General features: G+C 73.1%; 16 protein-coding genes and 1 pseudogene. 10 read left to right on the top strand and 7 right to left on the bottom strand.

Annotated features, from left to right (window positions below; all coding sequences use genetic code 11):
• The first annotated feature begins 32 nt into the window (after positions 1-32).
• Entirely contained in the window at positions 33-1,112 is a 1,080-nt protein-coding gene (locus ACFZAU_RS24770; protein ID WP_500553988.1) for a hypothetical protein, read from the top strand.
• A gap of 106 nt (positions 1,113-1,218) precedes the next feature.
• On the opposite strand, the gene ACFZAU_RS24765 is transcribed toward ACFZAU_RS24770, so the two are convergent.
• The gene (locus tag ACFZAU_RS24765; RefSeq protein WP_500553987.1) at positions 1,219-3,171 is read right to left on the bottom strand and encodes a LamG-like jellyroll fold domain-containing protein; all 1,953 of its coding nucleotides are present in this window, start codon (positions 3,169-3,171) and stop codon (positions 1,219-1,221) included.
• A gap of 568 nt (positions 3,172-3,739) precedes the next feature.
• Positions 3,740-4,969 carry an MFS transporter gene (locus ACFZAU_RS24760; protein WP_500553986.1) on the bottom strand — a complete coding sequence of 410 codons (1,230 nt, stop codon included), beginning with the start codon at positions 4,967-4,969 and terminating at the stop codon, positions 3,740-3,742.
• A 47-nt stretch (positions 4,970-5,016) separates the two neighbouring features.
• Between ACFZAU_RS24760 and pdxR the strand changes: the two are divergent.
• Positions 5,017-6,366, top strand: a pseudogene (gene pdxR / locus ACFZAU_RS24755) (MocR-like pyridoxine biosynthesis transcription factor PdxR); the annotation flags it as partial.
• Positions 6,367-6,525: 159 nt separating this feature from the next.
• Here the strand turns inward: pdxR and ACFZAU_RS24750 are convergent.
• Positions 6,526-8,667: an acyltransferase family protein gene (locus tag ACFZAU_RS24750; RefSeq protein ID WP_500553985.1), complete on the bottom strand. Its 2,142-nt coding sequence runs from the start codon at positions 8,665-8,667 to the stop codon at positions 6,526-6,528.
• Between the two features lie 560 nt (positions 8,668-9,227).
• On the opposite strand from ACFZAU_RS24750, the gene ACFZAU_RS24745 reads away from it, so the two are divergent.
• The 5 genes from ACFZAU_RS24745 (at position 9,228) to ACFZAU_RS24725 (ending at position 17,562) form a co-directional block, all read left to right on the top strand.
• Positions 9,228-10,481 carry an MFS transporter gene (locus tag ACFZAU_RS24745; RefSeq protein WP_500553984.1) on the top strand — a complete coding sequence of 418 codons (1,254 nt, stop codon included), beginning with the start codon at positions 9,228-9,230 and terminating at the stop codon, positions 10,479-10,481.
• Positions 10,482-11,166: 685 nt separating this feature from the next.
• Positions 11,167-14,061, top strand: coding sequence for a helix-turn-helix transcriptional regulator (locus ACFZAU_RS24740; RefSeq protein ID WP_500553983.1), 2,895 nt, complete (start codon positions 11,167-11,169; stop codon positions 14,059-14,061).
• The gene (locus ACFZAU_RS24735) at positions 14,042-15,004 is read left to right on the top strand and encodes a metallophosphoesterase family protein (protein WP_500553982.1); all 963 of its coding nucleotides are present in this window, start codon (positions 14,042-14,044) and stop codon (positions 15,002-15,004) included. The genes ACFZAU_RS24740 and ACFZAU_RS24735 overlap by 20 nt, the downstream gene beginning before the upstream one ends.
• A complete protein-coding gene (locus ACFZAU_RS24730) occupies positions 15,001-15,723 on the top strand; it encodes a 4'-phosphopantetheinyl transferase family protein (protein WP_500553981.1) in 723 nt (240 codons plus the stop codon). The genes ACFZAU_RS24735 and ACFZAU_RS24730 overlap by 4 nt, the downstream gene beginning before the upstream one ends.
• A gap of 177 nt (positions 15,724-15,900) precedes the next feature.
• Positions 15,901-17,562, top strand: coding sequence for a flavin monoamine oxidase family protein (locus ACFZAU_RS24725; RefSeq protein ID WP_500553980.1), 1,662 nt, complete (start codon positions 15,901-15,903; stop codon positions 17,560-17,562).
• Between the two features lie 39 nt (positions 17,563-17,601).
• Here the strand turns inward: ACFZAU_RS24725 and ACFZAU_RS24720 are convergent, their stop codons facing one another.
• The 4 genes from ACFZAU_RS24720 to ACFZAU_RS24705 all read right to left on the bottom strand — a co-directional run bounded on the left by ACFZAU_RS24720 (position 17,602) and on the right by ACFZAU_RS24705 (position 21,675).
• Positions 17,602-18,657, bottom strand: a complete 1,056-nt coding sequence (locus ACFZAU_RS24720; RefSeq protein WP_500553979.1) for a sulfotransferase — start codon at positions 18,655-18,657, stop codon at positions 17,602-17,604.
• A 57-nt stretch (positions 18,658-18,714) separates the two neighbouring features.
• Positions 18,715-20,118 (bottom strand): class I adenylate-forming enzyme family protein, encoded by a 1,404-nt coding sequence (locus ACFZAU_RS24715; RefSeq protein ID WP_500553978.1) that lies wholly within the window; start codon positions 20,116-20,118, stop codon positions 18,715-18,717.
• 217 nt (positions 20,119-20,335) lie between these two features.
• Entirely contained in the window at positions 20,336-21,019 is a 684-nt protein-coding gene (locus ACFZAU_RS24710) for a thioesterase II family protein (protein WP_500553977.1), read from the bottom strand.
• Positions 21,016-21,675, bottom strand: coding sequence for a sugar phosphate nucleotidyltransferase (locus ACFZAU_RS24705; protein ID WP_500553976.1), 660 nt, complete (start codon positions 21,673-21,675; stop codon positions 21,016-21,018). Before ACFZAU_RS24705 ends, ACFZAU_RS24710 begins: the two co-directional genes overlap by 4 nt.
• A gap of 532 nt (positions 21,676-22,207) precedes the next feature.
• Between ACFZAU_RS24705 and ACFZAU_RS24700 the strand changes: the two genes are divergently transcribed.
• The 3 genes from ACFZAU_RS24700 (at position 22,208) to ACFZAU_RS24690 (ending at position 25,184) form a co-directional block, all read left to right on the top strand.
• A complete protein-coding gene (locus tag ACFZAU_RS24700) occupies positions 22,208-23,134 on the top strand; it encodes an ABC transporter ATP-binding protein (RefSeq protein ID WP_500553975.1) in 927 nt (308 codons plus the stop codon).
• Positions 23,131-23,979, top strand: coding sequence for an ABC transporter permease (locus tag ACFZAU_RS24695; protein WP_500553974.1), 849 nt, complete (start codon positions 23,131-23,133; stop codon positions 23,977-23,979). The genes ACFZAU_RS24700 and ACFZAU_RS24695 overlap by 4 nt, the downstream gene beginning before the upstream one ends.
• A 185-nt stretch (positions 23,980-24,164) precedes the next feature.
• Positions 24,165-25,184, top strand: a complete 1,020-nt coding sequence (locus tag ACFZAU_RS24690) for an ACP S-malonyltransferase (protein ID WP_500553973.1) — start codon at positions 24,165-24,167, stop codon at positions 25,182-25,184.
• The last annotated feature ends 32 nt before the right edge of the window (positions 25,185-25,216 follow it).

The raw sequence follows: 25,216 nt of genomic DNA, 5'->3' as shown, positions 1-25,216 counted from the left end.
CCCCCTGACCCCGCGCGATCCGAGGAACCACAGTGACGGCGGCCCCCGCGAACGATCCCGAGGCGCAGGCCTCGCCGGATCGGCACCTCCATTTCGTGGGCAGCCTGCCCCAGTTCCGCACCGCGGAGCAGGCCTTGCGCTGGCAGGTCGGCGACCTCGCCGGCCGGCTGCGGCGTCTGTGCGGGGGCGAGACCGGAGACCGCCTCTTGTGGTTCGTCCCCGTCGTCAAGGCGTTGAAGGTCTCACCGAAGGTCCGTGTCGTACGGGACGGCGACTGGAGCGGCTACGACGACACCGACCGTCTGGCCGTGCGCCGCGGTGAACGGCTGCGAGGTGCGGACGTCCCCCTGCGGCTCGCCGGGTTCGCCGCCGAGGAACTCCACGCCCTGGCGGCCATGGGGCACCCCGCCACCGCCGGACTGCCGCTCCAGGTGGGGATACCCGGCTACCTCGACATGGCGCTGTTCACCTTCGGCCCCGTGGGCATGGCACGCGCGGTACACGCGTTCTTCCAGGCACTCGCGGCAGAGATCCGGACGGTGCACGCGGCGGCGGGCGACACGGTGGTCTTCCAGCTCGAGTCCCCGGCGGCCCTGGTGGCCGTGAACACCATGCCGCGCCCGCTGCGACGTCCGGCGGCGCGGCTCCTGGCCCGCCTGGTGGCCCGTCAGGCCGCCGCGGCGCCCCGGGGCTCACGGTTCGGGGTCCACCTGTGCTTCGGCGATCTCGGGCACCGGGCGGCGAGCCGGCCTCACGACGCCGCCGCGGTCGCCGAACTGGCGGACGCGCTCATCCGGCGGTGGCCGAAGGGCCGCACGCTGGAGTACGTCCACCTGCCGCTCGCGGCGGCACAGGAACCGCCCTCGGTCGACCCCCGGTACTACGCGCCGCTCCGGCGGCTCGGGGCGCGGACCGACACGGCGCTCGTCGCGGGCATCGCCCATGAGGCCCAGTCCCGCGAGGACCAGCGCACCGCGCTCCGCCTCGCGGAGGAGGCGCTGGGCCGGCGGGTCGACATCGCCACATCGTGCGGGCTCGGGCGCCGGTCGCCCCTGCAGGCCGAGGAGGCGGCCACCGCCATGCTCGCCCTCAGCGGCGCGGACGGCGCGTAGTCAGGTTCCCCGAGGCTCATGCGGGACGGTTCCGCCGAGGGGCCGGCGCCCCCGCGGGGATCCCTTCCGCCTCCGGCGGGTGGGCCGGAGGCGGAAGGGCGAAGGACTACTCCGCGGTCAGGAACTCGTCCACGGACAGCGGGCGGTTGACGATGCGGATGTCGCCGACGTTGCCGTGGAAGACGACGTCGACGGCACCGGCGTACTCGTGGCCGCCGACCAGCCAGGGCAGGCCGAGCGTGGTGAGGCCCTGCGACACGCGCTTCGGGTTGTCGGCGACGGGCGCGCCCTCGACGTACATCCGGGTGTAGCGGCCGTCGTTGACGACCGCCACGTGCCACCACTTCAGCTCCACCATGCCGTGACCCCAGTTGGTCGTCGGGTAGGTGTTGTTGAGCGGGTAGTGGTTGAACTGCGCCTCGCGGCCGTTGTTCGTGATGGCGAACTGGGCCAGGGGCTCGTTCGCGTCGGTGTTCTTACCGTGCTTGCCCGCGGCCCCGGCCGAGCCCCGGCGGCTGAGGATCGACGCGTTGCCGTTCCTGCCGGCGTCCCAGTCGAGCGGCATCCGCACGAACGCCTCGAAGGTGTACCCGGACCTGAACGTCTCGGCGTTCAGCGGGGCCTTGGCCCCGGTGGTCAGGTAGGAGCCGTTGACGGGGTTCCTGCCGCCGGCGAACTTCAGGCTGGCGTGCGCGGGCTGGTCGGGGTGGTGGTCGTCGGACCAGGTCAGCGCGTCGGCGGCACTGCCCGGCACGGTCACCACGGTGAGGTCGTTGCCCTTGCCGGACAGGTCGCGGATCGTGTCGCCCGCGGTGAGCGGGGTGCCGGGCGCGCCCTGGCCGTCGAAACGCCAGTAGGCCAGCGTCCCCTTGACCAGCTGCCTGCTCGCCGGGCGGGCGGGGCGGACCGGGATCGGGATGAAGCTGGAGAACCGCTTCTCGAAGTCGATCGGCACCGAGAAGTCGTCGACCGCGCCGGTGATCCGGGCGTGCTCGGCCGCCAGCTTGTTGCGGGACTCCGGGTCCTGGGCCAGGATCCACGGGTTGATGGTCTCGACGTCGATGGTGTTGCGGGCCAGGTCGAAGTGGTACAGCCGGATCATGCCGCCGCCGCCGAAGTAGCGGTTCTGGTAGTTCGTGATGTGCAGGTGCACGTCGTTGCCGGCGGTGTTCTTCCTGGTCGTGCGCCCGGACGGCCAGTAGTGGCCGTTGAGGGTCAGGAAGATCTGGTCGTTGTCCTTGATCAGCTTGTCCCAGATCGTCTGCCCGTAGCCGGAGAGGTCGGCGTTGTCCTCGGGGTTGCCGGACTCGTACGGGAAGACGTTGTCGTCGTAGTCCGAGTAGACGATGTCGTGCGCGGTGAGGATCACCGGCATCTTCGGGTGGGCCTTGATGACGTCGTTGGCCCACGCGAAGCCCTGGTCGGTGGTCCGCCAGTCCAGGGCCAGCACCAGCCAGGAGAGGCCAGCGGCCTTGAAGACGTGGGCGGTGTTGTAGCCGGTCGGGTCCGAACCGGCGAACGTCTTCGAGCGCTTGAACCGCCGCGGCCCCAGGGCCTGCAGGTACGGCGTGTCGCCGCGGGAGTCGTCACCGCTCACGTCGTGGTTGCCGGCGACCACGCTGTAGGCCGCGCCGTGCGAGTCCAGGAGGGCGAACGCCTTGTCGACCTGGGCGAAGGACGACGCGTCGGCGTCCTGCGTCAGGTCACCGAGGTGCGCCATGAAGACGATGTTGTCGGTGCCCTCGCCGCTGTTGTCGATGATGTAGCGGAACGACTCCTCCTGCGGCGTCCGGTTGACGCTGTCCTGGCTGCCCCAGTAGAGGAACTGGGTGTCCGGCATGACCGCGAGGGTGAACTGGAGGGCGGTCGGGTCCGGGCTCCAACTGCCGGTCCTGCCGCTCCGGCTCGCGTCCGCGGCGAACGCGGGCGTACCGACGAGCGCGGACACACCGGCGCCCGCGGCCGCCGCCCCCGCACCGGCCAGTGCGGCGTTGCGGAGGAACCCCCGCCGACTCTGCCCGTCCGGCTCGTGCGACGGGTTGTCATCGTGAATGCACATGAGGGGGCCCTTCTGGGGTCGATAGTTTCAAACACCAACGACGTTAGTCAGGAGCGTCGCCTCCCGGGCGGACGGGAGATGACGAAAACAGATCCAGTGCCTGACGAGAACCGGAATGCGAGCCCACCATCCCAGTCCGTGACGTGGGGTCATGACGGTTGGTCACCAGGCTGGGCGGGGTGCGTAACCACCGTCAAGAATATCGACGGAATGGTTTGCGCGGACGTTCCGATTGCACGGCAGGGCGTCACGCTTTCCCGATTCCGGGCGCATTGCGGCCCGTTGAGGGGGGCGAGCGACACGGACGGCGCAACGACGGGAAAGGCACGTGGAATTACCCGCGGCGGATCCCCGGGAACGTGCCGGTGCGAAATCACCGGCTTGCGCGTGCACCGCGAACGGCCGCGACAGGTGACCGCTCGCACACCCCGCCGCGGTCATTGCTTGACGAGTCAAGTACTGATATCGGTGAGCTCAGCGACGCGAAGCCCCGCGAGCAAACGGCGACGGACGGGGCGCGCCTCTTTGGCTCCGGGCCGGGGACCGCGCTCGGTGGCGGCCGCCCTCCTCAACGGTCGCGCAAGGCCGGGGCCAGGGCGACGAGCATCACGGCGGCGGTGAGCGCGAAGGCGGCCGGGTAGCCGGTGTGGGCCGCCGCCACGCCGAAGGCGAGGGCTCCCACCCCCATGCCACCGTCGTACGCCACGTTCCACAGCGCGCTCACCGTGCCGTACCCGGACTCCGGGACCCGGGCGTACATCAGCGTGAGCGTCGCGTTCTGCGCGACCCCGAAGCCGGCGCCGAACAGCGTGACCCCGGCGAGCACGGCCACCGGACTGCCCGTCGCCGCCGTCAGCAGCAGACCGGCGGCCGACGCGAGCAGGCCCGGGAGCACCAGGCGGGCGGGGTCGTGGCGGTCGCCGTACCGGCCGGCGAACCAGCGGGCCGCGGTGGACGTCGCGGGCTGCGCGAAGAGCGCGATCGTCACCAGGGCGGACAGCGACGCGGGGACGGCGACCGGCAGGAACGTCACGAGGATCCCCGTGCCGAGCGCGGTCGTGGCGAACACCACCGTGGGCCGGGCCAGGGCACCGTTGCGCAGACCCGCGACCACGCCCACTCCCGCGTCCCGGGTGGTGGAAGGTTCCCGTCCCGGGAGCCCCGGCACCACCACGACCGCGGCCAGCGCCGCCAGCCCACCGGCCACGCACACCGGCGTGAACCCGATGTGCGCGGCCAGCCAGACACCGAGCGGCAGGCCCACCAGGGACGGCACGCCCGACACGATCCCGGCCAGCGCCAGCCCCTCGCCGCGCCGGGCGGCCGGGATCAGCGAGGCCGTCAGGGCGCCGCCGGCGACGACGGTGAGGGCGAAGCCCAGCCCGCGCAGCAGGCACATCGCGACGATCCAGGCCATGCCGTCCCCGGCGGTGAGCACCAGTGCGGGCGCGCCGAGCAGGACCAGGCCCGCGGCCAGCGCCGTCCGGTAGCCGTAGCGGGCCACCAGGCGGGGCGTGGCCAGTTCGCCGCCGACGGTGGCGAACATCAGGGCGCCGGTGGCCAGGCCCGCGTCGCCGCCGCCGCGCTCGGCGTACAGCGGCACCACCGACAGCAGCAGGAAGAAGCTCGCGGAGGCTCCGACCACCGTCCAGAAGCGCAGCAGCAGCTGACGGGTCACCAGTGGGGGGCGGGCGGGCGAGGGGGTCGGCGCCGGGACGCGCGGGGCGGTGCCGTCGCCCGCGGTGGTGGGCGGGATACGGGGTGGGATGCCGGGCGGCGTGCTGGGTGGCGTGGTCATGGCATCGACGCTAGAAGCCCACCGGTCCCCCGGTAAGCTCCAATTCCATGCCGCTGGAGTGGTCCGGTCTGTCGCCCGAACTGCTGCTCACCGTGGACCGGAACAGCGGCGAGGGGCTGCGCGCGCAGCTGGAACGCCAGATCAGGGACGCCATCCGGGCCGGCCGTCTGCAGGTCGGCGAACGCCTTCCGTCCTCCCGCGAACTGGCCCGCCGCACCGGGGTCTCCCGCGGCCTGGTCCAGGACTGCTACGCCCACCTCCAGGCGGAGGGCTACCTCACCGGCCGCATCGGCGCCGCCACCACCGTCGCCGCCCGCGCCTGCCCCCGGCCCGCGCCCGCCGCGCCGCCCGGGCGGACGCCGTCCGGGGAACGGCCGGACGGGCCGCCGCTCGTCGCGGACTTCCGCTCGGGCGTCCCCGACCTCGCCTCCGTCCCGCTCGCCGACTGGCTGTGGGCGGTCCGTGAGGCCGCCCGCACCCTGCCGACCGCCGCCCTCGACTACGGCGACCCGCACGGCGCGCCCCTGGCGCGCGAGGTGGTGGCCGGGTACCAGCGGCGGGTACGGGCCGCGGCCGCCGACGCGGACGGCACCGTCATCTGCACCGGCTACGCCCAGGGGCTCGCGCTGGCCCTGCGGGCGCTGGCCGCCCGCGGTGTGACCACCCTCGCCCACGAGGATCCCGGCGCGCCCGCCGCGACGTCCCGGGCCGCCGTGCACGCCGGGATGACGGCCGTACCGGTGCCGGTGGACGAGGACGGGGTCGACGTACGGGCCCTGGAGGCCACCGGCGCGCGGGCGGTCCTCGTCACCCCGGCGCACCAGTGGCCGACCGGCGTCGTCATGACCGCGGGGCGGCGGCGTGCGCTCATCGACTGGGCGCAGCGGCGGGACGCCTTCGTCATCGAGGACGACTACGACGCGGAGTTCCGCTACGACCGCGACCCCGTCGGCTCCCTCCAGGGCCTCGCCCCCGACCGGGTGCTGAACATCGGCACCGTCAGCAAGTCCCTCGCACCGGCGCTCCGGCTGGGCTGGCTGCTCTGCCCGCCGGCCCTCCTCGGCGCCGTCGTGGCGTTCAAGGCCGCCGACGACCGCGGATCGCCCACCCTCGACCAGATCGCCCTGGCCCACCTGATCACCTCCGGTCGCTACGACCGCCACCTGCGCCGCATGCGCGCCGAGTACGCCGCCCGGCGCGCCACCCTGGTCGAGGCACTCGCCGCGCACGCTCCCGGCGTGCGGCTCACCGGGCTGGCCGCCGGTTTCCACGCCGTCGCCCACCTCGGGCCGGGCCGCGACGAGGAACGGGTGGTTGCCGCGGCCCGGGCCCGGCGGGTCGGCCTCTACGGGATGGCCGGACACCACGCGGCGCCGGACGCGGCCGGCGGGCGGCCCCGCCTGGTGCTCGGCTTCGGCAACACCGGCCGCCGCGCGATCACCGAGGGCGTCGCCGCTGTCGGCGGGCTGCTCGCGGACGATGCCGGCGGGCCCGGGCGCGTCACCGGCCGCGGTGCCGGTCCCGGGGTCGGGAGCGGAAGCGGAAGCGGGGGCCGGTCACGGATGCCGGCTCAGGTCGGCTCCGTAGAGGCCGGCGATCGCGTGGTCCAGTACCGGGGCGATGGCCTCGGCGTAGGACTCGCTGAGGTGGCTGTCGTCGCGGTAGACGAAGGTGTCGTCGACCACGACGGGGCAGACCCCGCCCGCGCCGCAGAGCCAGGGTGCCGGGTCGAGGACCGTGACGCCGGTGGCCGCCGCCGCCTCGGTGATCTCGCGCTTCTTGTCGGGATCCCTGACCGCGCGCCCGATCTCGGAGGCGCACCGCCGCAGTTCCAGGGGATGCTCCCCGGCGCACTCGACCGCGTCGGCGTCGGGCCAGGGGGTGTCCTCGACGGCCAGCACCTCGGCGCCCGAGGCCCTCAGTTCGCGGTAGGTCCGCTCGAAGCCCTCCGTCCACCGCGCGCGCGGGTCGCCGGACGGCCCGGCCAGGTCGGCCGCGTCCGAGGAGGCGGCGACGACCAGCGCGGGGTGCAGGGACCTGATCCGGGCCAGTTCCCTGGTGCGCCACCGGTCGCAGGAGGTGTACGGCCTGCCCTGGTAGACGGTGGTGACGTCGGCGACCTTGCACGAGGCCTTCGTCAGCGAGACCAGCCTCCAGTGGTGCGCACGGGCCAGCCGGTCGAGGGCCGGGAACCACTGGGCCGCGTGCGAGTCCCCGAAGAGCACCACGGTCTTCGGCGCCGACCGGTCGCCGTAGACGCACCGCGGGGTCGCCTCGCTCTCGTAGCCGATGTGGCAGCCGTCCCGGTAGACGGCGGACGACGACGACTTGATCCGGGCGAGTCCGGGCCGCAGGTTGGCCGGCAGGCTCGGGGACGGCTGCGACAGCAGCTCGGTCAGGCGTGCCTGCGGGTCGGCGGCCCCGTCGAGCACGCTCCTCAGCCGCGGCGCCGCCACACCCGAGTCGATGGACGGCGGGAAGGCCGTCGCGACCAGCGCCGCCGTGACCGCGCACGCCGTCAGCCCGGCCCCGAGCCCCAGCGCCCGTACCGGACGGCCGCGGAACACGCGGTGGAACCGAACCGGGTTCTCCACCAGGTGCAGCGTCGCCCAGGCGAGCAGGAGCGCGACCGCCGCGCAGACCAGCGCGAAACCGACGCCCGGCGGTCTGTTCAGCGCCCGCGGAAGGATCATCAGCGCCGGCCAGTGCCACAGGTACCAGCTGTAGGACAGACCGCCGACCCATGTGACCGGGCGCAGGGACAGCAGCCGACCGGCGCCCGACCGGACGGGCGGGCAACCGCCGGCCAGCACCAGCGCGGTGCCGAGCACGGGTACAAGGGCGTACCACCCGGGGAAGGGCGTGTCGTCGTCGAACAGCAGGGCCGCCGCCGGCAACGACACCAGGCCGGTCCAGCTCATGGCCGCGGCCGTCCGGGCCGGCAGCCGTTCCAGCCTGCTCGCGGAGAGGGCGAGCAGCGCGCCCGTGCCCAGCTCCCAGAGGCGGGTGTGGGAACCGAAGTACCCCCAGGAGGGCGAGTCGGCGGTGATCGAGACGTTCAGCACGAAGGAGATCACGCACAGCACGGCAAGGGGCGCCGCCAGCAGTGCCGTGCGCCGCCGGGCGAGCCGCCAGCTCGCCCACAGCAGCAATGGCCAGAGCAGGTAGAACTGTTCTTCGACCGCAAGGGACCAGAAGTGCTGGAACGGCGAGGGCGGGCTGTCCGCCCTGAGGTAGTCGGTGCCCGCGCTCGCCAGCCGGAGGTTCACCGCGTAGAAGGTGCTGCTGAGCGCGTCCCCGGCGTACTCGCTGAACCGGACCTTCGACAGGAACAGCCATGCCCCGACGAGCGTGACGAGCCCCACGGCGGTGGAGGCGGGGAGCAGTCGCAGCGCACGGCGGGCGTAGAACCGCCGCAGCGACACGCGGCCGGTCCTGGCCAGTTCCCGTGACAGCAGCGAGGTGATGAGGAAGCCCGAGATGACGAAGAACACGTCGACCCCGATGTAGCCCCCCGCCAGCCGGCGGACCCCGGCGTGCGAGAGCACCACCAGGACGACCGCGAGCGCGCGCAGTCCCTGGATGTCCGAGCGCAGCCGGCCGCCCGCGGCCGGCGGTTCCTGGGGCCCGCCGCCGGCCGGCCCCGGACCCTCGCCGTCGCCCTTGGCCGGCGGTGGGGACTCCGGCGCAGGCCTCACGCTCTCGGCAGGCCACGACGCTCGCACCACGAAACTCTCCCTAGTCCACTGCTGACGGACGCCGAGCCGCCCGACGCCACCGGCCAAGACCTCCCGCCTCCGGGCGGGGTTGTGGTCCTCCGGTTCGGTTCGCACGCTCTTCGCCGACCGCACGCCCGCTGTTGACCGGCCGTTCAGCGTCGCGGGGCCCCGGGGAGCGGCGACGATCTTCCCCGCCTCCTCGCGGGTGCCGGATCGCACACCGCACCGTACGCGGCGCCGTCGGGACGGACGCAGGCGGCCACCGGTGTGCGCCCCGGTGTCGTCCGGATGCCGGAACGCCGTCGCCCACCGGCGACCGCGCGCCCGTCGCGTCGGCGAAGGCGCCGCCGGACAACCGCTCTTGGCGGCGTGCCCGCGGTCCCGCACCCGTGAATTAACGCGCCGGCAACCGGACGTCGCCCCCGATGTCCCCGTTCGTTGGGCACGCCCGAACAGCATGTCGCTCGTTCCGGATGCGCTGCGGCCGAGTCCGACACGCGACCCGTCCACCTCCGGCTCCGAGGAACTGCGACCCAGCCATGAGCACTCCCACGTCCGGCGGCCGCGTCCGACTGCCGCGCCCGTTCTACGCCGTGTGGGCTTCGGTGACGATCTCCGGCATCGGCGACGGCATGCGCCTGATCACCCTCCCGCTGCTCACCGCCGGCCTCACGGAGGACGCCCGGCAGGTCGCCCTGGTGGCCTTCGCGGGACAACTCCCGTGGCTTCTCGTGGGCTTGGCGTCCGGCGCGCTGTCGGACAGGTTCGAACGCCGGCGCATCCTGTGCCTGGTCGACGTGACCCGTGCGGTCGTGATGGCGGGCCTGGCGCTGCTCACCCTCGTCGACGGCCTGTCCATACCGGTGCTGGCGGGCGTGGCCTTCCTCCTGGGCTGTGGGCAGACCCTCTTCAACGGAGCCTGGTCGGGCATCGTGCCGGCGCTGGTGCCGCCCGAACGGCTCACCAAGGCGAACGCGCGCCTGCAGGTCAGTGCCCTGCTGGCCGGCACCATGCTGGGCACCCCGGTCGGGGCGGTCCTGTTCGGCGTCACGCCGGTGCTCCCGCTCACCGTCGACGCCGTGTCGTACGCGTGCTCGGCGGCGCTGATCCTGCTGATGGCGGGGCGCGCCCGGGCCCTTCCCGAGGACGGCGCCCCGGTGCGGCGATCGCTGCGGGACGACGCCCTGCAGGGGCTGATCTGGCTGTGGCGGCACCGACTGCTGCGGCAGTTGTGCGCGGTGGCCGCCATGGGCAACCTCGTCGTGGTCGGCCTGATGTCCGTCCTGGTGCTGTACGCCCGCCAGACGCTGGGACTTGAGGGCCCCGGCTACGCGGTGCTGACGGTGGCCTACGCCCTGGGAGGCATCGCGGGAGTGCCGCTCGCGCCCCGGCTGGAGGCCCGGATCGGGGCCCGCCGGGTGCTGCCGATCGGCATGGTGGCCACCGCGGTGCTCTGCGCCGGCATCGGTTCGGCCCGGTCCTTCACGGTGGCGACGGCGCTGATCGCCGTGTACGGCGCGGTGGGCCTGGTGTGGAACGCCACCGCGGTGTCGCTGCGTCAGTCCCAGGTACCGGAGGGGCTGTTGAGCCGGGTGACGATGTCCTTCCAGATGACCTCCATGTGCGCGGGCGCGCTGGGGACCCTGCTGGCGGGGCTGGCCTACGACGGCATCGGGCCGCGGGCCCCGTTCCTCGCGGGGGCCGTGCTGCTCTGCCTGACCGGCCTCTGCTTCCGCCGGCCGCGGGACCGTGCCCCGGCGGAGGCGTCCGCCCCCGTCTCGACGTACGGCTGAGCCGCGCGCGACCGGACGTACGGACCCGGCTCCCGGCGCCTGGCAGACAAACGTGATCTTCCTCACCGGCGCCCCGCTATTACTCCGCAAAGGGCCGCGGTTAAGATCATCCAGGCCCGGCGGGTGCGGATTGCGCACCTCAGCCCTCTTGCGGGCCATTCCACGCCACCCGCCCGGCGAGATCGACGGGGGGATCAATTCGGGACCCCTCGGGACGCGTGGCGCACCAATCGCCCCGCCTCGCTCACCCCTATTCTCCGCGAGGACCCCCCTATGTCGGTCCGCGCCGCGGAACGGTCTACCCGGACCCCGTTCTCGAAGACCCTGTTCCACATTTGAGGTTCTATTGAGGTTACCGCCCTCCCCTTCTCGGGCGCACATCTGTGACCTGCGACAACACACATCGTCCCCGCCACCCGGCGTCCACCGGTTGCTCACTCTGCGGCAATACCCGGACGACAGATTGAGACGGCGTCGGCTCTGGGACGTTGATACAGTCCGGAACGGGGTCGAAAAGGAATGACCGGGGGGTGTCAGTGCGCCTTGTGAGCATCTGCGAGTTTCCCTATGTTACCGCAGCGTCATTTCCGGTATCCCGTACACGGAACCACGCGAAGTGGCCGGACATCGGAAATCATGCCCACCGTGGCGCTATTTCACATCGCATTGCGGAGGGTTGCACGTCGTGCTAGTGGAACGAAATGAGCAGATCGCAAGGCTTGTCGCCTTCGCCTCCGGTGAGAGCCCCGGCACGGCCTTCGGGTCAGGGCGGACGGCGGTGATCAGCGGGCCCGTGGCGTCCGGGAAGACGGCACTGCTCCACCGCGTCCTGGAGGACCACGTGGTCGCCGAGCACACGCTCCTCACGGCCGTCGGCTCCCCGGCGGAACACGCCATACCGTTCGGCGTCATGGAGCAGTTGCTGCGCGACGCCCGGCAGCCGGCCCACGGCCCCCTGCCGCCTTTACTCGTCGGCGCGCCACGGGCGGGCGATCCGGGCTCTTGCGGGGAACCCGTGGCGGCCGAGATCCTCCAGAGCTTCCACGCCGAACTGGGCAGGATGTCCGCGCGTGGGCCGGTCCTGATCGCCCTGGACGACGTCCAGTACGCCGATCCCCAGTCGCTGCACGTCCTGTCGTACGCGCTGCGCCGGTTCCCCTCGACGGGCGCGGGCGCCGTCTCGGTGATCGTGACGCTCGGCGCCGACGCACGCCGGACGCCCCCCGGGGTGCTGGAGGAACTGCTGCACCCCACACGGGGGTTGCACGTGCGGGTCGGCCCGCTCGGCGTCGCCGGGGTGGAACGGCTGCTCACCGCCCGAGCCCACGGGGGCGAACCGGGCGAACGCCCGGCCGGCGCCGCGCCCACCGGCCGGCTGGCCCGTTCCGTGCACGCGGCCACCGGTGGCAATCCGCTGCTCGTCCACGGCCTGGTCGAGGACCACTTCTCCCAGGCCCAGGAACGGCCGTCGGCCCCTTCCGACGACGACGGCACCCCGGACGGGCCGCTCCTCGCGGGCGAACGCTTCCTGCGCAGCGCGCTGCTGATCGTGCACCGCGTCGGCGCCGACGGCCTGCGGGTCGCCCAGGGGATCGCCCTGCTCGGCGGCGAGGCACCGCTGCCGCTGCTGGCCCGGCTGGTGGAGGTCGAGGAGCGCGCCGTCCGGCAGGTGGTGTCCGCGCTGGCCGAGGCCGGCGTCCTGGACGACGGCTGCTTCCGGCACCCCGGCGTGCGCGCGGCGGTCGCGGAGAGCCTGGACGACGAGGCCGTGACGCGGCTGCGCCGGCGCGCCGCCCGCCTGCTGTACGAGGACGGTGCTCCCCCGCTGCTGGTGGCCGAGCAGTTGCTGGGGCACGACATGAGCCCGCCCGACGAGGAGTGGGTGCCCCAGGTGCTGGCGGACGCCGCGCGTGAGGCGATGGCGGCGCAGCGGGTGGGCTTCGCGGTGAGCTGTCTGCGCATGGCCGAGGGCTGCTGCCGCAGCGAGCGCGAGCGCGCGCAGGTGAGGATCGCCCTGGCCGGGATCATCTGGCGGGTCACCCCTTCCGCGTGGCCGCGGCAGGTGCGTTCGCTGGCCGGGGCGGCGCGGGCCGGGCAGTTGCAGCCGGTCGACGCGCTGCGGCTCGCGGCCGACCTGCTGTGGAACGGCTGGGCCGACGACGCGGTCACGGCGATGCGGCACATGACGACGGCGGCCTCGCGGCCCGACTCCGAACTCGCCGCGCAGGTGCGGTGGTTGCGGTCGGTCCTGGCGAGCACCTACCCCGAGGTCCTGGAGCGGGTCGACGCGGCGCTGGCGCCGCTGCACGAGAACGCGGTGGAGGTCCCGGTCTCCCGGCCGGAGGAGAACCGGCTCGCGGCGGCGGCCGCGCTGCACGGCGTGCTGTCCGGCGGTGCGGCCGGGGGCGGGACGCCGCCGGACGAGGAGGACGTCCGCCTCTCCGACACCGCGGACCGCATCCTCGCCACCCTCCAGCTGACGGAGGAGACCGAGCCGACGGTGCACATCTGCCTGCTGGCCCTGGTGTACGCCGACCAGTTGGGGACCGCGACGCAATGGGCCGACCGGCTGCTGGCGGAGGTCACCGCCCGCTGGCCGGCGAGTTCGACGGCGATCCTGCGGGCCTTCCGGGCGCAGATGGCGCTGCGGCACGGGCACCTGGCGCAGGCGCGCCAGATGGCCGAGCAGGCCCTCGAGGAACTGCCCCCGCACTGCTGGGGCGTGGGCATCGGTGCCCCGCTGGCGGTGCTGATCGAGGCGAGCACCGCGATGGGCGACCACGAGGCCGCCGCCGAACTGGTGGACCGCCCGGTGCCCGAGGAGATGTTCACCACCCGCTTCGGGATCGAGTACCTGTACGCGCGGGGCCGGCACGAACTGGAGACGGGCCGGCCGCACGCGGCCCTCACGGACTTCACGACCTGCGGCCGGCTGATGCGGCGCTGGCGGATGGACCGCTCCACGCTGGCACCCTGGCGGGTCGGGGTTGCGGAGGCCTGGCTCGCCCTGGGCAGCCGGGACCAGGTGGAGCACTTCGCACGGGAGCAGCTCGCCGGGGACGCCGGACCGCGGGTGCGCGGGATCGCGCTGCGCGCGCTGGCGGCGGCCCGGCCCGTCGGCGAGCGGCCGCGGCTGCTGTCGGAGTCGGTCACGCTCCTCCAGGCGGTCGGCGACTGGTACGAGCTGGCGCGCACGCTGACCGATCTGGGCCAGGCCCACAAGCAGTTGGGCGACCCGGTCCAGAGCAAGCTGCACACCCGCCGGGCGTGGCGGATCGCCGAGGGCTGCGGCGCGCAGAAGCTGGGCCGTTCCCTGCAGCCCGAGCAGCCCGGCCAGGCCGCCGCGCCGAAGGCGCCGGAGCGGGCGCAGCCGGCGGCCGCGGCCGCCTTGACGGACGCGGAGCGCAGAGTGGCCTCGCTGGCCGCGCAGGGCTACACCAACCGGGAGATCGGGGCGAAGTTGTTCATCACGGTCAGCACCGTCGAGCAGCACCTGACCCGCGTCTACCGGAAGATCAACATCTCTCACCGTCGTGACCTGCCCGTCAGTTTGGACCTCGATGTCGCCCATATCGCCTGACCCCGCCGCGCTCCACTCCCCCACCGAGCCGGGAGGCGCGCCGGGAGGCGCGCCGCCTCCGGGGCCGCGGCTGCTCGCCGTCAGCGACCTGCACGTCGGCATGGCCGACAACCGTCCCATCACGGAGTCGCTGCGGCCCTCCCACGAGGACGACTGGCTGATCGTGGCCGGTGACGTCGGCGAGCTGACCGAGGACATCGCGTGGGCCCTCGGCCTGCTGGCCGGGCGGTTCGCGAAGGTGGTGTGGGCGCCGGGCAACCACGAGTTGTGGACGCCGCGCGAGGACGCCGTGCAGTTGCGCGGCGAGGAGCGCTACCGCTACCTGGTGGAGATGTGCCGCGGGCTCGGCGTCCTCACCCCGGAGGACGACTGGCCGCTGTGGGAGGGTCCCGGCGGGCCGGTCCGGGTGGCGCCGCTGTTCCTGCTCTACGACTACACGTTCCGGGTGGCGGGCACCTCGACCAAGGCGGAGTCCCTGGCCCGGGCGCACGAGGCCGGCGTGGTGTGCACGGACGAGTACCTGCTCCACCCCGATCCGTACCGGACCCGCGACGACTGGTGCCGGGCCCGGGTGGCCGAGACCCGCCGGCGCCTGGCCGCGCAGGACCCGTCGGTGCCGCTGGTGCTGGTCAACCACTTCCCGCTGGTGCGCCGGCCCACGCAGGTGCTGTGGCACCCGGAGTTCGCCCAGTGGTGCGGCACCGTGCTGACCGCCGACTGGCACCGCAGGTTCACCACCGCCGCCGTGGTCTACGGGCACCTGCACATCCCGCGGACCACCTGGTACGACGGGGTCCGGTTCGAGGAGGTGTCGATCGGCTACCCGCGCGAGTGGCGGCGCCGCGGCCACCCCAAGGGGCTGCTGCGGCAGATCCTGCCGTACGCCGACTCCCGGCAACCGCAGGCGGCCGCCGGGCCCGGAGCGCGGGAGGCGCGGACGTGATCGAGGCACTGCTGCCCGAGGCGGCGGCCACCGGCGAGTCCTTCGGGCCCGACGGCTCCGCGACGCTCTACCCCGAGGAGGCGGCGGTCGTCGCCCGCACGCCGGACCGGCGCCGCGAGGAGTTCGCCACGGTGCGCGCGTGCGCCCGGCGGGCCCTCGCGGAGCTCGGGCTGCCGCCCTCCCCCGTGCTGCCCGGCGTGCGCAACGTCCCGCGGTGGCCGGCCGGGGTCGTCGGCAGCATGACCCACTGCGAGGGCTACCGGGCCGCGGCGCTCGCCCGGGACACCGATCTGGCGATGATCGGCATCGACGCCGAGCCCGACCTGCCGCTGCCCGACGGTGTGCTGGAGTCGATCGCGCTGCCGGGCGAACTGGCGTGGGCACGCGCGGGCGGCACCCGCTCCCGGGTGAGCCGGGACCGGCTGCTGTTCAGCGCGAAGGAGGCGGTCTACAAGACGTGGTACCCGCTGATCGGCACCGAACTGGACTTCGACGACGCCGACATCGCCTTCCGCGAGGACGGCGCGGCCGGCCGCCCGCAGGGCACGTTCACGGCGCGCGTCCTGCGCCCGCGGCGCGCTCCGGACGGCCGGCTCGTCGAGCGGTTCTCCGGCCGCTGGCTGGCGGACCGCGGGATCGTCGTCACGGCCATCGCCTTTCCCGCCCCGACGGCGGCGGCGGAAAGCCGTCCGGGTACGGTCCGTTACCAGGGTGGATAGGGGTTGTAGCGCCGTCGGCCGCCGAAATAGCGTGGCATTACCGGCGCGACTGCGCAGTCGCGGACCGCGGCCTCCCGTTCTGCGGGACCAGCGGTTCGCGCTGTGATTTCCCGGCTCCGCTCGAATCGTCTCCGGTTTCCTGGAAGCGCTGTGGAATCGGCCCGAGAGGTATTCCCGATGACGTCAGTCAGCCCGGCCCCCGTCACCATGCTCGTGCCGGACTTCCCGTTCCCCTACGACGGCTGGCTGAGCCATCCGGCCGGGCTCGGCGCGCTGCCGCCGGAGCGCCTGGGGACACCGGTGGCGGTGGTCGGCGGCGGCATGGCGGGCATGACCGCCGCATACGAGCTGATGCGGCTGGGCCTGCGCCCGGTCGTGTACGAGGCGGAGCAGATCGGCGGCCGGATGCGTTCGGTGCCCTTCCCCGGGCAGCCGGACCGCGTGGCGGAGATGGGGGCGATGCGCTTCCCGCTCTCCGCCCGCGCGTTGTTCCACTACGTCGACCTGCTGGGGCTGCGCACCACGCCCTTCCCCAATCCGCTGGCGACGAGCACGCCGAGCACGCTCGTCCACCTCATGGGCGAACGGCACCGGGCGGAGGTCGCCGACGACCTCCCGGACGTCTACCAGCAGGTGGCCTCCGCGTGGGAGAAGGCGCTGCAGGAGCGGGCCGAACTCGCCACGATGCGCGACGCCGTCCAGCGGCGTGACACCGAGACCCTGAAACGGGTGTGGAACCGGCTGGTCCGGGAATTCGACGACCAGTCCTTCTACGGTTTCCTCGCGACGAGTTCGGCGTTCCAGTCGTTCCGGCACCGGGAGATCTTCGGCCAGGTGGGATTCGGCACCGGCGGCTGGGACACCGATTTCCCGAATTCGCTGCTGGAGATCCTGCGCGTGGTCTACACCGAGGCCGACGACAACCAGGTCGCCATCACCGGCGGTTCCCAGCGGCTGCCGTACGGCCTGTGGGAGCACCGGCCGCAGCGGTGCGCGCACTGGCCGGCGGGGACGTCCCTGATGTCGCTGAACGGCGGTTCGGTCCGGCCCCGGGTGCGCTCGGTCGTCCGGGACGGCGGCGGCTTCCGGGTGACCGACGCCTCCGGGCGCGAGGACCGCTTCGACGCGGTGGTGTTCACCCCGCACCTGTGGACGCTGTTGAACCGCGTGGAGTGCGACCCGGCGCTGCTGACGCAGCCGCTGTGGACCGCGGTGGAGCGCACCCACTACATGGGCGCCTCCAAGCTGTTCGTGCTGACGGACCGCCCGTTCTGGCACGACCGGGACCCGCTCACCGGCGAGCCGGTGATGAGCATGACCCTCACGGACCGCATGCCGCGCGGGGTCTACCTCTTCGACGACGGCCCGGACCGCCCCGGGGTGATGTGCCTGTCGTACACGTGGAACGACGACTCCCTGAAGATGGCGACGCTGGACCCGCACGAGCGGCTGGACGTCCTGCTGGACAAGCTGGCCCTCGTCTACCCCGGGCTGGACATCCGTTCCCACGTCGTCGGCGACCCCCTGACGATCACGTGGGAGACCGAGCCGCACTTCATGGGCGCGTTCAAGGCGAACCTGCCGGGCCAGTACCGCTACCAGCGGCGGCTGTTCACCCAGTTCATGCAGCGCGGCCTGCCCGCCGCGGAGCGCGGCTTCTTCCTGTGCGGCGACGACGTGTCGTGGACGGCCGGTTTCGCCGAGGGCGCGGTCACGACGGCGCTGAACGCCGTGTGGGGCGTCCTGGAGCACCTCGGGGGGACCACGCACCCGGACAATCCCGGGCCCGGTGACCTCTTCGAAGCCCTCGCGCCCCTGGACCTGCCCTACGACGCCTGAGGCGCGGGTCCCCCGTACGCGTCGCCGCCGGACGCCGGACTACGGCCGGCCGGCACCGTCCTCCAGCGCCGCGGTGCCCTCCGCGCAGGACACGCGCAGCTCCTCCAGTTCCGCCGGACCGAGCCGGAGGGCGGAGCCGCGGCGGCCGTCGCCGTCGAGGTGGCGGGCGGCGGCCTCCAGCCAGCCGGGGTCGGCCTCGGCGCCGATGAACCCGGCCAGCCGGGTCAGCTCCTCGTGCGGCCGCTCCAGGAGGCGCTCGTAGGACAGCGAGGTGTGGGTGCCGGCGGGGAGCCCGTCCAGAGCCCGTACGCCGTCGACGATCCAGCGCGACCACATCTCGCCGAAGACGGTGAGCGGGATCGGCCGGTCCATGACGAGGGCGGGGTCGTAGGTGCCGGTCAGCAGTGGGGCGAGGTCGGGCGGGAGCTGGGCGAAGTGGTCCGCGGTCAGCTCGTAGGGCGAGTCCACGCCGCAGCGCTCGGTGATCTCCGCGATCATCGGGATCATCCGGAAGGCGATGTGCCGGCTCATGGACAGGGCGCAGTCGGGGCCGTTGCGGTACAGGTGCACGAAGCGTGCCCGCGGGAAGAGCGCGTGCAGTTCCTCGACCCTGCCCAGGGAGAGCCCGGAGCGTTCGACGACGGCGCCCTTGGTGCCGAACCGCTCCGCGAGGGTGCGGAAGAACGCCTGCCAGTGCAGCGGCGCGGGGCGCGTGGGCCAGGCGCTGACCTCGGGCTCCAGCTCGTCCAGCAGCCCGTCGGGATCGTCGGTGAGGTGCGGGAGGACCATCATGCTGATGGCGGGGATGCCCGTCGTCTCCGCGGAGTAGCGCCCCTGCGGGTGGCGGTGGTAGAGGAACTCCGGGGGCGGCGCGCCGTTGCGGACGAGGCTGTCGCTGACCGGGTTCGGGCGGGCCAGGCAGCCCCAGAACTCGGCTCCGCTCAACGGCTCCTCGCCGAACGCACCGGGGTCGGTGACGCTCGCGAAGAGCTCGTTGAGGCTGAGGACGCCGGGGTGCAGGTTCACCACCGCCGACAGCGCCGTCGAGCCGCAGCGCCCGGTACCGACGACGAAGGTCAACTGCTCGGGAAGCACACCGGCGTCCTTTCACGTGCTGGTCGTACGCGCCGCCCCCGGCGGGGGGACGCCTTGTCATTCGGCGGCCATCCGCGCGAGTTGCTTCTTGTCCGGCTTGCCGTTGCGGTTGAGCGGGAACTGCTCCAGCACGACGACCCGGTTGGGCTGTTCGAACGCGGGCAGCAGCGAGCACAGCCGCTCCCGCCAGTAGCCGGCGTCCCGCTGCTCCTCGTCCTCGACGAAGAACACCAGCTGGGAGCCGCGCAGTTCGTCGGGGAGCGGCACGATCCGGGTGGGGCAGCCGGCGGCCGAGGCCTTCCGCTCGATCAGCTCGGGGTAGAGGGTGTAGCCCATCCGGTGGACGGCGAACTTGCGTCCCAGGACGTGCAGGTTCCCGGCCTCGTCGAGGTGGCCGAGGTCGCCGGTGCGCTGCCACCCGGTGGGGGCGGGGACGACGGAGCCGTCGTCGGCTATCCGACCCTCGAGCGCGTCGGGGGTGTCGACCTCGATCTCGCCGGGCCGGCCCGCGGGCACCTGCGCGCCGTCCTCGTCGACGATCCGCAGCCGGATGCCGTCCATGGCGCGACCGCAGGCGACGGGGTTGTCGAGGGTGGCGAAGGAGATGTTGCCCAGCTCGGTGGAGCCGTAGCTGTCCAGCAGCGGAAGGCCGAACTCCTCGACGTAGCCGGCCACCAGCGGCGCGTCCAGCGGTGCCGCTCCGACGCAGAACATCCGGGCGCCGGCGACGTGTTCGCGCAGCGCCGGCTTGCGCGTCACCAGGCTCAGGATGCTGCGGTAGCTGGAGGGGGTGGCGTCGACGACGGTGACGCCGGCGTCGCGGCCCATGCGCAGGGCGCGGTCCAGACGCCGGTAGGGGGCGATGACCAGGGAGCAGCGGGTGAGATAGGCGATGAGGACCATCGACAGCCCGTACTGGTGGGCGAAGGGGAGCAGCGGCATCAGCACGTCGTCGCGGCGGTGGCCGACCTGCTCGGCGTTGCGGCGCAGGTTGCGCAGGAACTTCGCGCCGGACTTGACCACGCCCTTGGGCGAGCCCGTCGAGCCGGAGGTCCACATGATCAGGCCGTCGGGCAGTTCGCCCCACGTCTCGAACGACAGGGTGCGCGGCACGGTGGGCAGGCCCGCCGTGGCGACCATCAGCTCGTACAGGTACAGGGGGTCGGCGCCCTGGTCGATGGGGGTCTCGTCGTCGACGATGGTGACCTTGACGCCGGTGCGCAGGGCGATCCGCCGGGTCTCCTCGACGTGCTCCTGCTGGTCGACGAGGACGATGGACGCGCCGACGTCCATCAGCGCGTACAGCACGCAGACGTAGCTCGCGGAGTTCCCGGCCTTCAGCATGACGCGGTCGCCGGGGCCGATCCCGTGTTCCTTGAGCACGTCGGCGACGCGGACGGCGTCCTGCTCGAAGTCGTCGACGGGTCGTACCGAGTCTGCTGCGAAGATCTTCGCGGTCATCGGTCGCACTTGTCCTTCCTCTGGGCCGAACGTGGCCGGTGCTGACGTGGTCCGCGCGGTGCCGACGGCGTGTCCGGACCCGTAGGGGGATCGCGGGGACGGGATGCGCGGGCCCGCACGACGGGGGTGCGGTCGGTCGGTCCCGTCCGGTGGACGCGGTTCTCCGCACCTCACGCTAGGGACCAGGGGACGGGGCGGGGTACCCCTGTTCCGCCCCCTAGGGCCCCTGCTTCGGCGCCGTGCGGTCGGGTTCCGGTCCGTGGAGCGAGATCAGCTGGTCGTGCACGAGGTTGACGACCTCGCGGCGGTGCGAGTCGAGGTAGCCGGGCGCGCCGGGGAAGACCTCCAGGTCGAACCGGCCCGCGGTGCAGCGCCGCCAGGCCCGTACGCCCGGCAGCGGCGCCTGAGGGTTGTGGTCCCCCGTCAGGGCGACGACACGGCAGCGCAGGGCGGGCGGGCCCAGGAAGCCGCGGTGACCGGGGCCCGGGCGGCCGGACACGAAGAGCGTCAGCGGCACGGTGCCGGTCTCCCGTTCCAGCCGCTGGGCGACCCCGTAGGCGAGTTCGGCGCCCAGACCGTGTCCGAACAGGGCCAGCGGGCGGTCGGTCCAGTCGCGCACCGCGTCGTAGATCTTGTCGGCGAGGCCGGGGCAGTTACCGGCCGGCCCGGCCTCCGCGGCGGCCGGCAGCGGGTACTGGACGATCAGTAACTCGACGGTGGGCAGCAACAGTTCCGACATGGCGAGGTAGCAGACCGAGGAGTTCCCCGCGTCGGGCAGGTCGGGGAAGCAGACCAGGCGGTACCTGCTCGGGACCGCCGGCTGCTGGATCCGGATGAGCACGACGTCGTCGAGCGCGACGTCCGCTACGGCGCGGGCGTGGCTGCTGCCCTCTTTGCTCATCCCCCGGTGGTCCCCGCCTCGGCCGCCCCGGGCGCGGAGCCCGTGCCTACCGGTTCGCCGTGGTCGTCGGCCGGGCCCACGCAGGCGGTGACGCCGAGTCCCCGGTCGTACAGCCACCGCAGGGCGTCGGACAGTCCGGGCCCGCTCCCGGCGGGGGACCGGGCCTCCGGCTCGGCGGGAGGGTCGGCTCGGGGCCCGGCTTGGTGACCGGCTTGGGGACCGGCGGCGGGCTGGGCTTGGGGCCCGGCGGCCTCCACGGCCGTGTGCAGGGCCGAGGTGAAGAAGTACACCTCCCAAGGGGGAGGGCCGGGGTTCCGGTCCGCCACGATCTGCGCGGCGGGCCGCCGGACCCGGAACTCCTCCAGGTGCGCGCCGATCCCGCCGGCCGGGAACCCGTCGCCCGCGCACAGCACGAAGTCGTCGTCGGCCAGCCATTCGCGCGCACTGCGGACGGCGCCGGCCACACCCGCCCGTCCCTGGTGCCCGGGCAGGTAGGTGATGCTGACGCCGAAGCGGGAGCCGTCCCCGGCCTCGGCCCTGACGCCGTCGTCCGGGCCGGCCACGACGACGCCCACGTCCACGACGCCCGCGTCGGCGATCCCCCGCAGGGCGTGCCGCAGGGCCGGTCCGTTCGCCGGCACCACGAGGGCCTTCACGGGGTCTCCCCGCCCGGGAGGAGCATGCGCAGGACGGCGGCGAAGGTCGCGCCGGGCACCGTCCGCGACGGCGATCCGGAAGCCGCGGAAAAACTCGCACGAGCACGACCCGCGGGAAATTCAATTCCCGCGATGCAATTCGGCGCGATCATGCGGCGATGCTAGAGGGATTCCCGACCGGGCCGCAACACGTCTTTCCCCAATGTTTGCCCACGCGGCCCGAAAAGCGTGCCGGGAACGAACGACCGTCCCCCTAATCACCCTTAGAATTCCCTGCCGCCCCCCTAGACCGACAAGAAATCGTTATCCGGCGAAACCCCTTCTGCTAGACAGGATCCGCACCACACCCATGCCCTATTCAGTCGGCGCTCGACGCGCGGCCGGTCACACGACATTCCCGTGCGAATCCCCGGACTGCCGTTGCCGCGTCCCGCACGATTCGTAGGCGTCAATGACAACACATCAGACCACGAATTCCGCCGTCGTGGTGGACGGGCTGGTCAAGAAATACCCGGGGCGCGACCGTCCCGCGGTGGACGGTTTGAGTTTCTCGGTGGGCCGGGGCGAGGTCTTCGGTTTCCTCGGACCGAACGGCGCGGGCAAGACGACGACGATCGGCGTCCTGACGACCCGGGTCGCCCCCACCTCGGGCCGGGCGTTCGTCCAGGGCGTCGACGTGACCGCCCACCCGGCCCGGGCGCGCCGCGCCTTCGCCGTCGTACCGCAGCGCAACAATCTGGACCGGTCCCTGAACCTGCGCCAGAACCTCGTCTTCCACGCCGGCTACCACGGCATGAGCCGCTCGGAGCGGAACCGGCTCGCCGACGAGTGCCTGGAGTGGGTCGGGCTCGCCGACCGCCGCAAGGCGCGCGGCGACGAACTGTCCGGGGGCCAGGCGCAGCGGGTGATGATCGCACGCGCCCTGATGCACCGCCCCGACGTGCTCTTCCTCGACGAGCCGTCCACCGGGCTCGACCCCCAGGCCCGCCTGTTCATCCACGAGCGCATCGCCGAGCTGAGCGCGCGGGGCGTGACCACCGTGCTCACCACCCACGACATGGACGAGGCCGCCAAGCTCTGCGACCGCGTCGGCATCGTCGACCACGGCCGGCTGCTCGCCCTCGACACCCCGCAGGCACTGCTGAAGAGCCTGAGCAGCACCGCGCTCACCCTCACCGTGCAGCCGGCGCAGCCGGGCCCGGAGGGCGTCGTTCGCCTGCTGGAGGGGATCGAGACCGTCGAACGGGTGGAGGTGGTGCAGCAGGAGGACACCGAGGAGCAGGCCGACGCGCAGGCCCTGGTGCGCCTGCGCCTCTACAGCGACGCGCCGTCCGGCTCGGTGCTGCCGACCGTCATCACCGCCCTGGCGGACGCCAGTTGCGACATCAAGGACCTGAGCGTGGGCACCGCCACCCTCGAGGACGTCTTCATCGATCTGACCGGCCGGGAGCTGCGATGACCACGACCACCGCCCCCGACCCCGTCGCCGGCTTCCCCGAGGAGCTGCGGCCCGCCCGCGCCGGCGTGCGCACGGCGACCCGCACGTTCTTCTTCATCCTGTGGCGGGACGTCTTCGTCACCGGCCGCGAACTGGGCATCTTCCTGGCCCAGGTGCTCGTGGAGCCGCTGTTCATCCTCTTCGTGTTCGGCAAGGTGCTGGGCGACCTGGGCTTCACCGCGGGCGGGTTCCAGCAGGTCCTGCTGCCCGGCGTCGTGGCGCTCAACAGCTTCCTGGTCAGCCTGCAGAACACGGCGCTGCCGCTGGTCATCGACTTCTCCTGGACCAAGGAGATCGAGGACCGGCTCCTCGCCCCGATCCCGACCACCCTGGTCGCCGTGGAGAAGCTGGTCTTCGGCGCGCTGCGCGGCGTCATCGCCTCGCTCGTGATGATCCCGATCGGCCTGCTCGTCCTGGACGACGTCTCCTGGCCCCTGGACACCTTCCTGCCGACGCTCGGTGTGCTCCTGATGGGCGCGCTCGCGGGCAGCACGGTGGGCCTGACCATCGGCACCCTCGCCCCGGCCCGGCACATCAGCGTGGTCTTCGCCGTGACGCTGACCCCGCTGATGTTCACCGGGTGCACCCAGTTCCCGTGGCGGGCCCTGTCCGACATGCGGTGGTTCCAGGTGCTGTGCACGGTCAACCCGCTGACGTACGTCAGCGAGGGCATCCGGGACCTGATGCTGCCGGCCGCGGGCCCGGCCTCGATCCCGCTGTGGGTGGACCTGCTCGCGCTCAGCGGGGCGATCGTGATCTTCGGGGCGATCGGCATCGCGGGCTTCCTGCGCAGGGCCCAGGACTGACGGCGCCCGGCGTCCCGGGTTCCCGGCTCCTCCCTCCCCTCTGCGTCCTCCGTACTTCCCAGGGCCTCGTGGACCGGGTCGCGCGCACCCCGCGCGCGACCGGGTGCACGGGGCCCTTTCCGACCCGCTCCCGACGTACTGCGACCATGACCGGGCAACCGGCCGGCGGCAAAGGCATCCACACCATGAGCAATTCCGAGCTGACCCCCGACACCGACAGCGGCGCCGCCGCCCGTCCGCCGCATTCCGGCGACGACGCTGGCCGGACCCGCACGGCGATCGTGTTCCCCGGCATGGGGCCCTCGTCCTTCCCCGAGATCGGCAAGTTCCTGCTGCTGGACCCCTACGCGCGTGAGCGGCTCGCCGAGGCCGACGAAGCGCTCGGCTACTCGCTGTTCGACCGGTTCCGTGCCGCGGACGACGACTACTCCGCCTACTCGCAGATCGCCTTCCTGATCGCCTCGATGGCCATGGCGGACCGGGCGGTGGACTCCCTGGGCGTCTCCCCCGACGTGTGCGCCGGGCCGAGCTTCGGCCAGAAGGCGGCCGCCGCCTTCGTCGGCTCGCTCTCCTTCGCCGAGGTCGTACGGCTCACCGAGGAGTGCGCCCGCTGCGAGGAGGACTACTTCGCCGGCTCCTACCAGGACGTCGTCACCCACTGCTTCGTCCGCGTGCCGCAGGAGCCGTTCGACGCGATCCTCGCGGACCTCGACGAACGCGGCGCCTGGTACGACGTCTCCGGGCGCCTCGACGCCGGCTTCCACATGCTGTCGGTGCAGGAGAAGGAACTCGACGGGCTGAAGGCCCTCATCAGCGCCGCGGGCGGCTACTCCATGTACTCCATGCGGCCCGCCGTCCACGCCGCGTCCTTCTCGGCGCTGCGCGGCAAGGCGGAGGCGGAGGTGTTCGGGGCGTACGAGCTCGCCGACCCCGCACTCCCCGTGGTCAACGACGTGGACGGGACCGTCGTCCGCGACGCCGCCGCGCTGCGCACGATGATGCTGGACACCTTCGACCGGCCGATCCACTGGCCGAACGTGGTGGCGGGCCTCAAGGGGCTCGGTGTCGGCACGGTCTGCGTCACCGGGCCCGACAACCTCTTCCACCGGCTGGACCTCACCAAGGACTCCTTCGAGGTCGTGACGGTGGGGCTGCCGAAGAAGCGCTCCCGGGAACGGGAACGGGAGCGCCCGCGGCGCGCCTGATGTGGAACGCCCGGAACGACGGCGGAGGGCCG

It is taken from the genome of Streptomyces sp. NPDC008238 (assembly GCF_042956445.1).
In the GTDB taxonomy this organism is placed as follows: domain Bacteria; phylum Actinomycetota; class Actinomycetes; order Streptomycetales; family Streptomycetaceae; genus Actinacidiphila.
Note: the sequence above shows the minus strand (reverse complement) of the source record. Positions and strands in the feature narration are given on the sequence as shown.

Excerpts from the sequence above, each read along its gene's own strand:
- ACFZAU_RS24690 (WP_500553973.1), top strand. The coding sequence starts at position 24,165 with ATGAGCAATTCCGAGCTGACCCCCGACACCGACAGCGGCGCCGCCGCC.
- ACFZAU_RS24745 (WP_500553984.1), top strand. The coding sequence starts at position 9,228 with ATGAGCACTCCCACGTCCGGCGGCCGCGTCCGACTGCCGCGCCCGTTC.
- ACFZAU_RS24725 (WP_500553980.1), top strand. The coding sequence starts at position 15,901 with ATGACGTCAGTCAGCCCGGCCCCCGTCACCATGCTCGTGCCGGACTTC.
- ACFZAU_RS24710 (WP_500553977.1), bottom strand. The coding sequence starts at position 21,019 with ATGAGCAAAGAGGGCAGCAGCCACGCCCGCGCCGTAGCGGACGTCGCG.
- ACFZAU_RS24760 (WP_500553986.1), bottom strand. The coding sequence starts at position 4,969 with ATGACCACGCCACCCAGCACGCCGCCCGGCATCCCACCCCGTATCCCG.
- ACFZAU_RS24715 (WP_500553978.1), bottom strand. The coding sequence starts at position 20,118 with ATGACCGCGAAGATCTTCGCAGCAGACTCGGTACGACCCGTCGACGAC.
- ACFZAU_RS24765 (WP_500553987.1), bottom strand. The coding sequence starts at position 3,171 with ATGTGCATTCACGATGACAACCCGTCGCACGAGCCGGACGGGCAGAGT.
- ACFZAU_RS24695 (WP_500553974.1), top strand. The coding sequence starts at position 23,131 with ATGACCACGACCACCGCCCCCGACCCCGTCGCCGGCTTCCCCGAGGAG.
- ACFZAU_RS24735 (WP_500553982.1), top strand. The coding sequence starts at position 14,042 with ATGTCGCCCATATCGCCTGACCCCGCCGCGCTCCACTCCCCCACCGAG.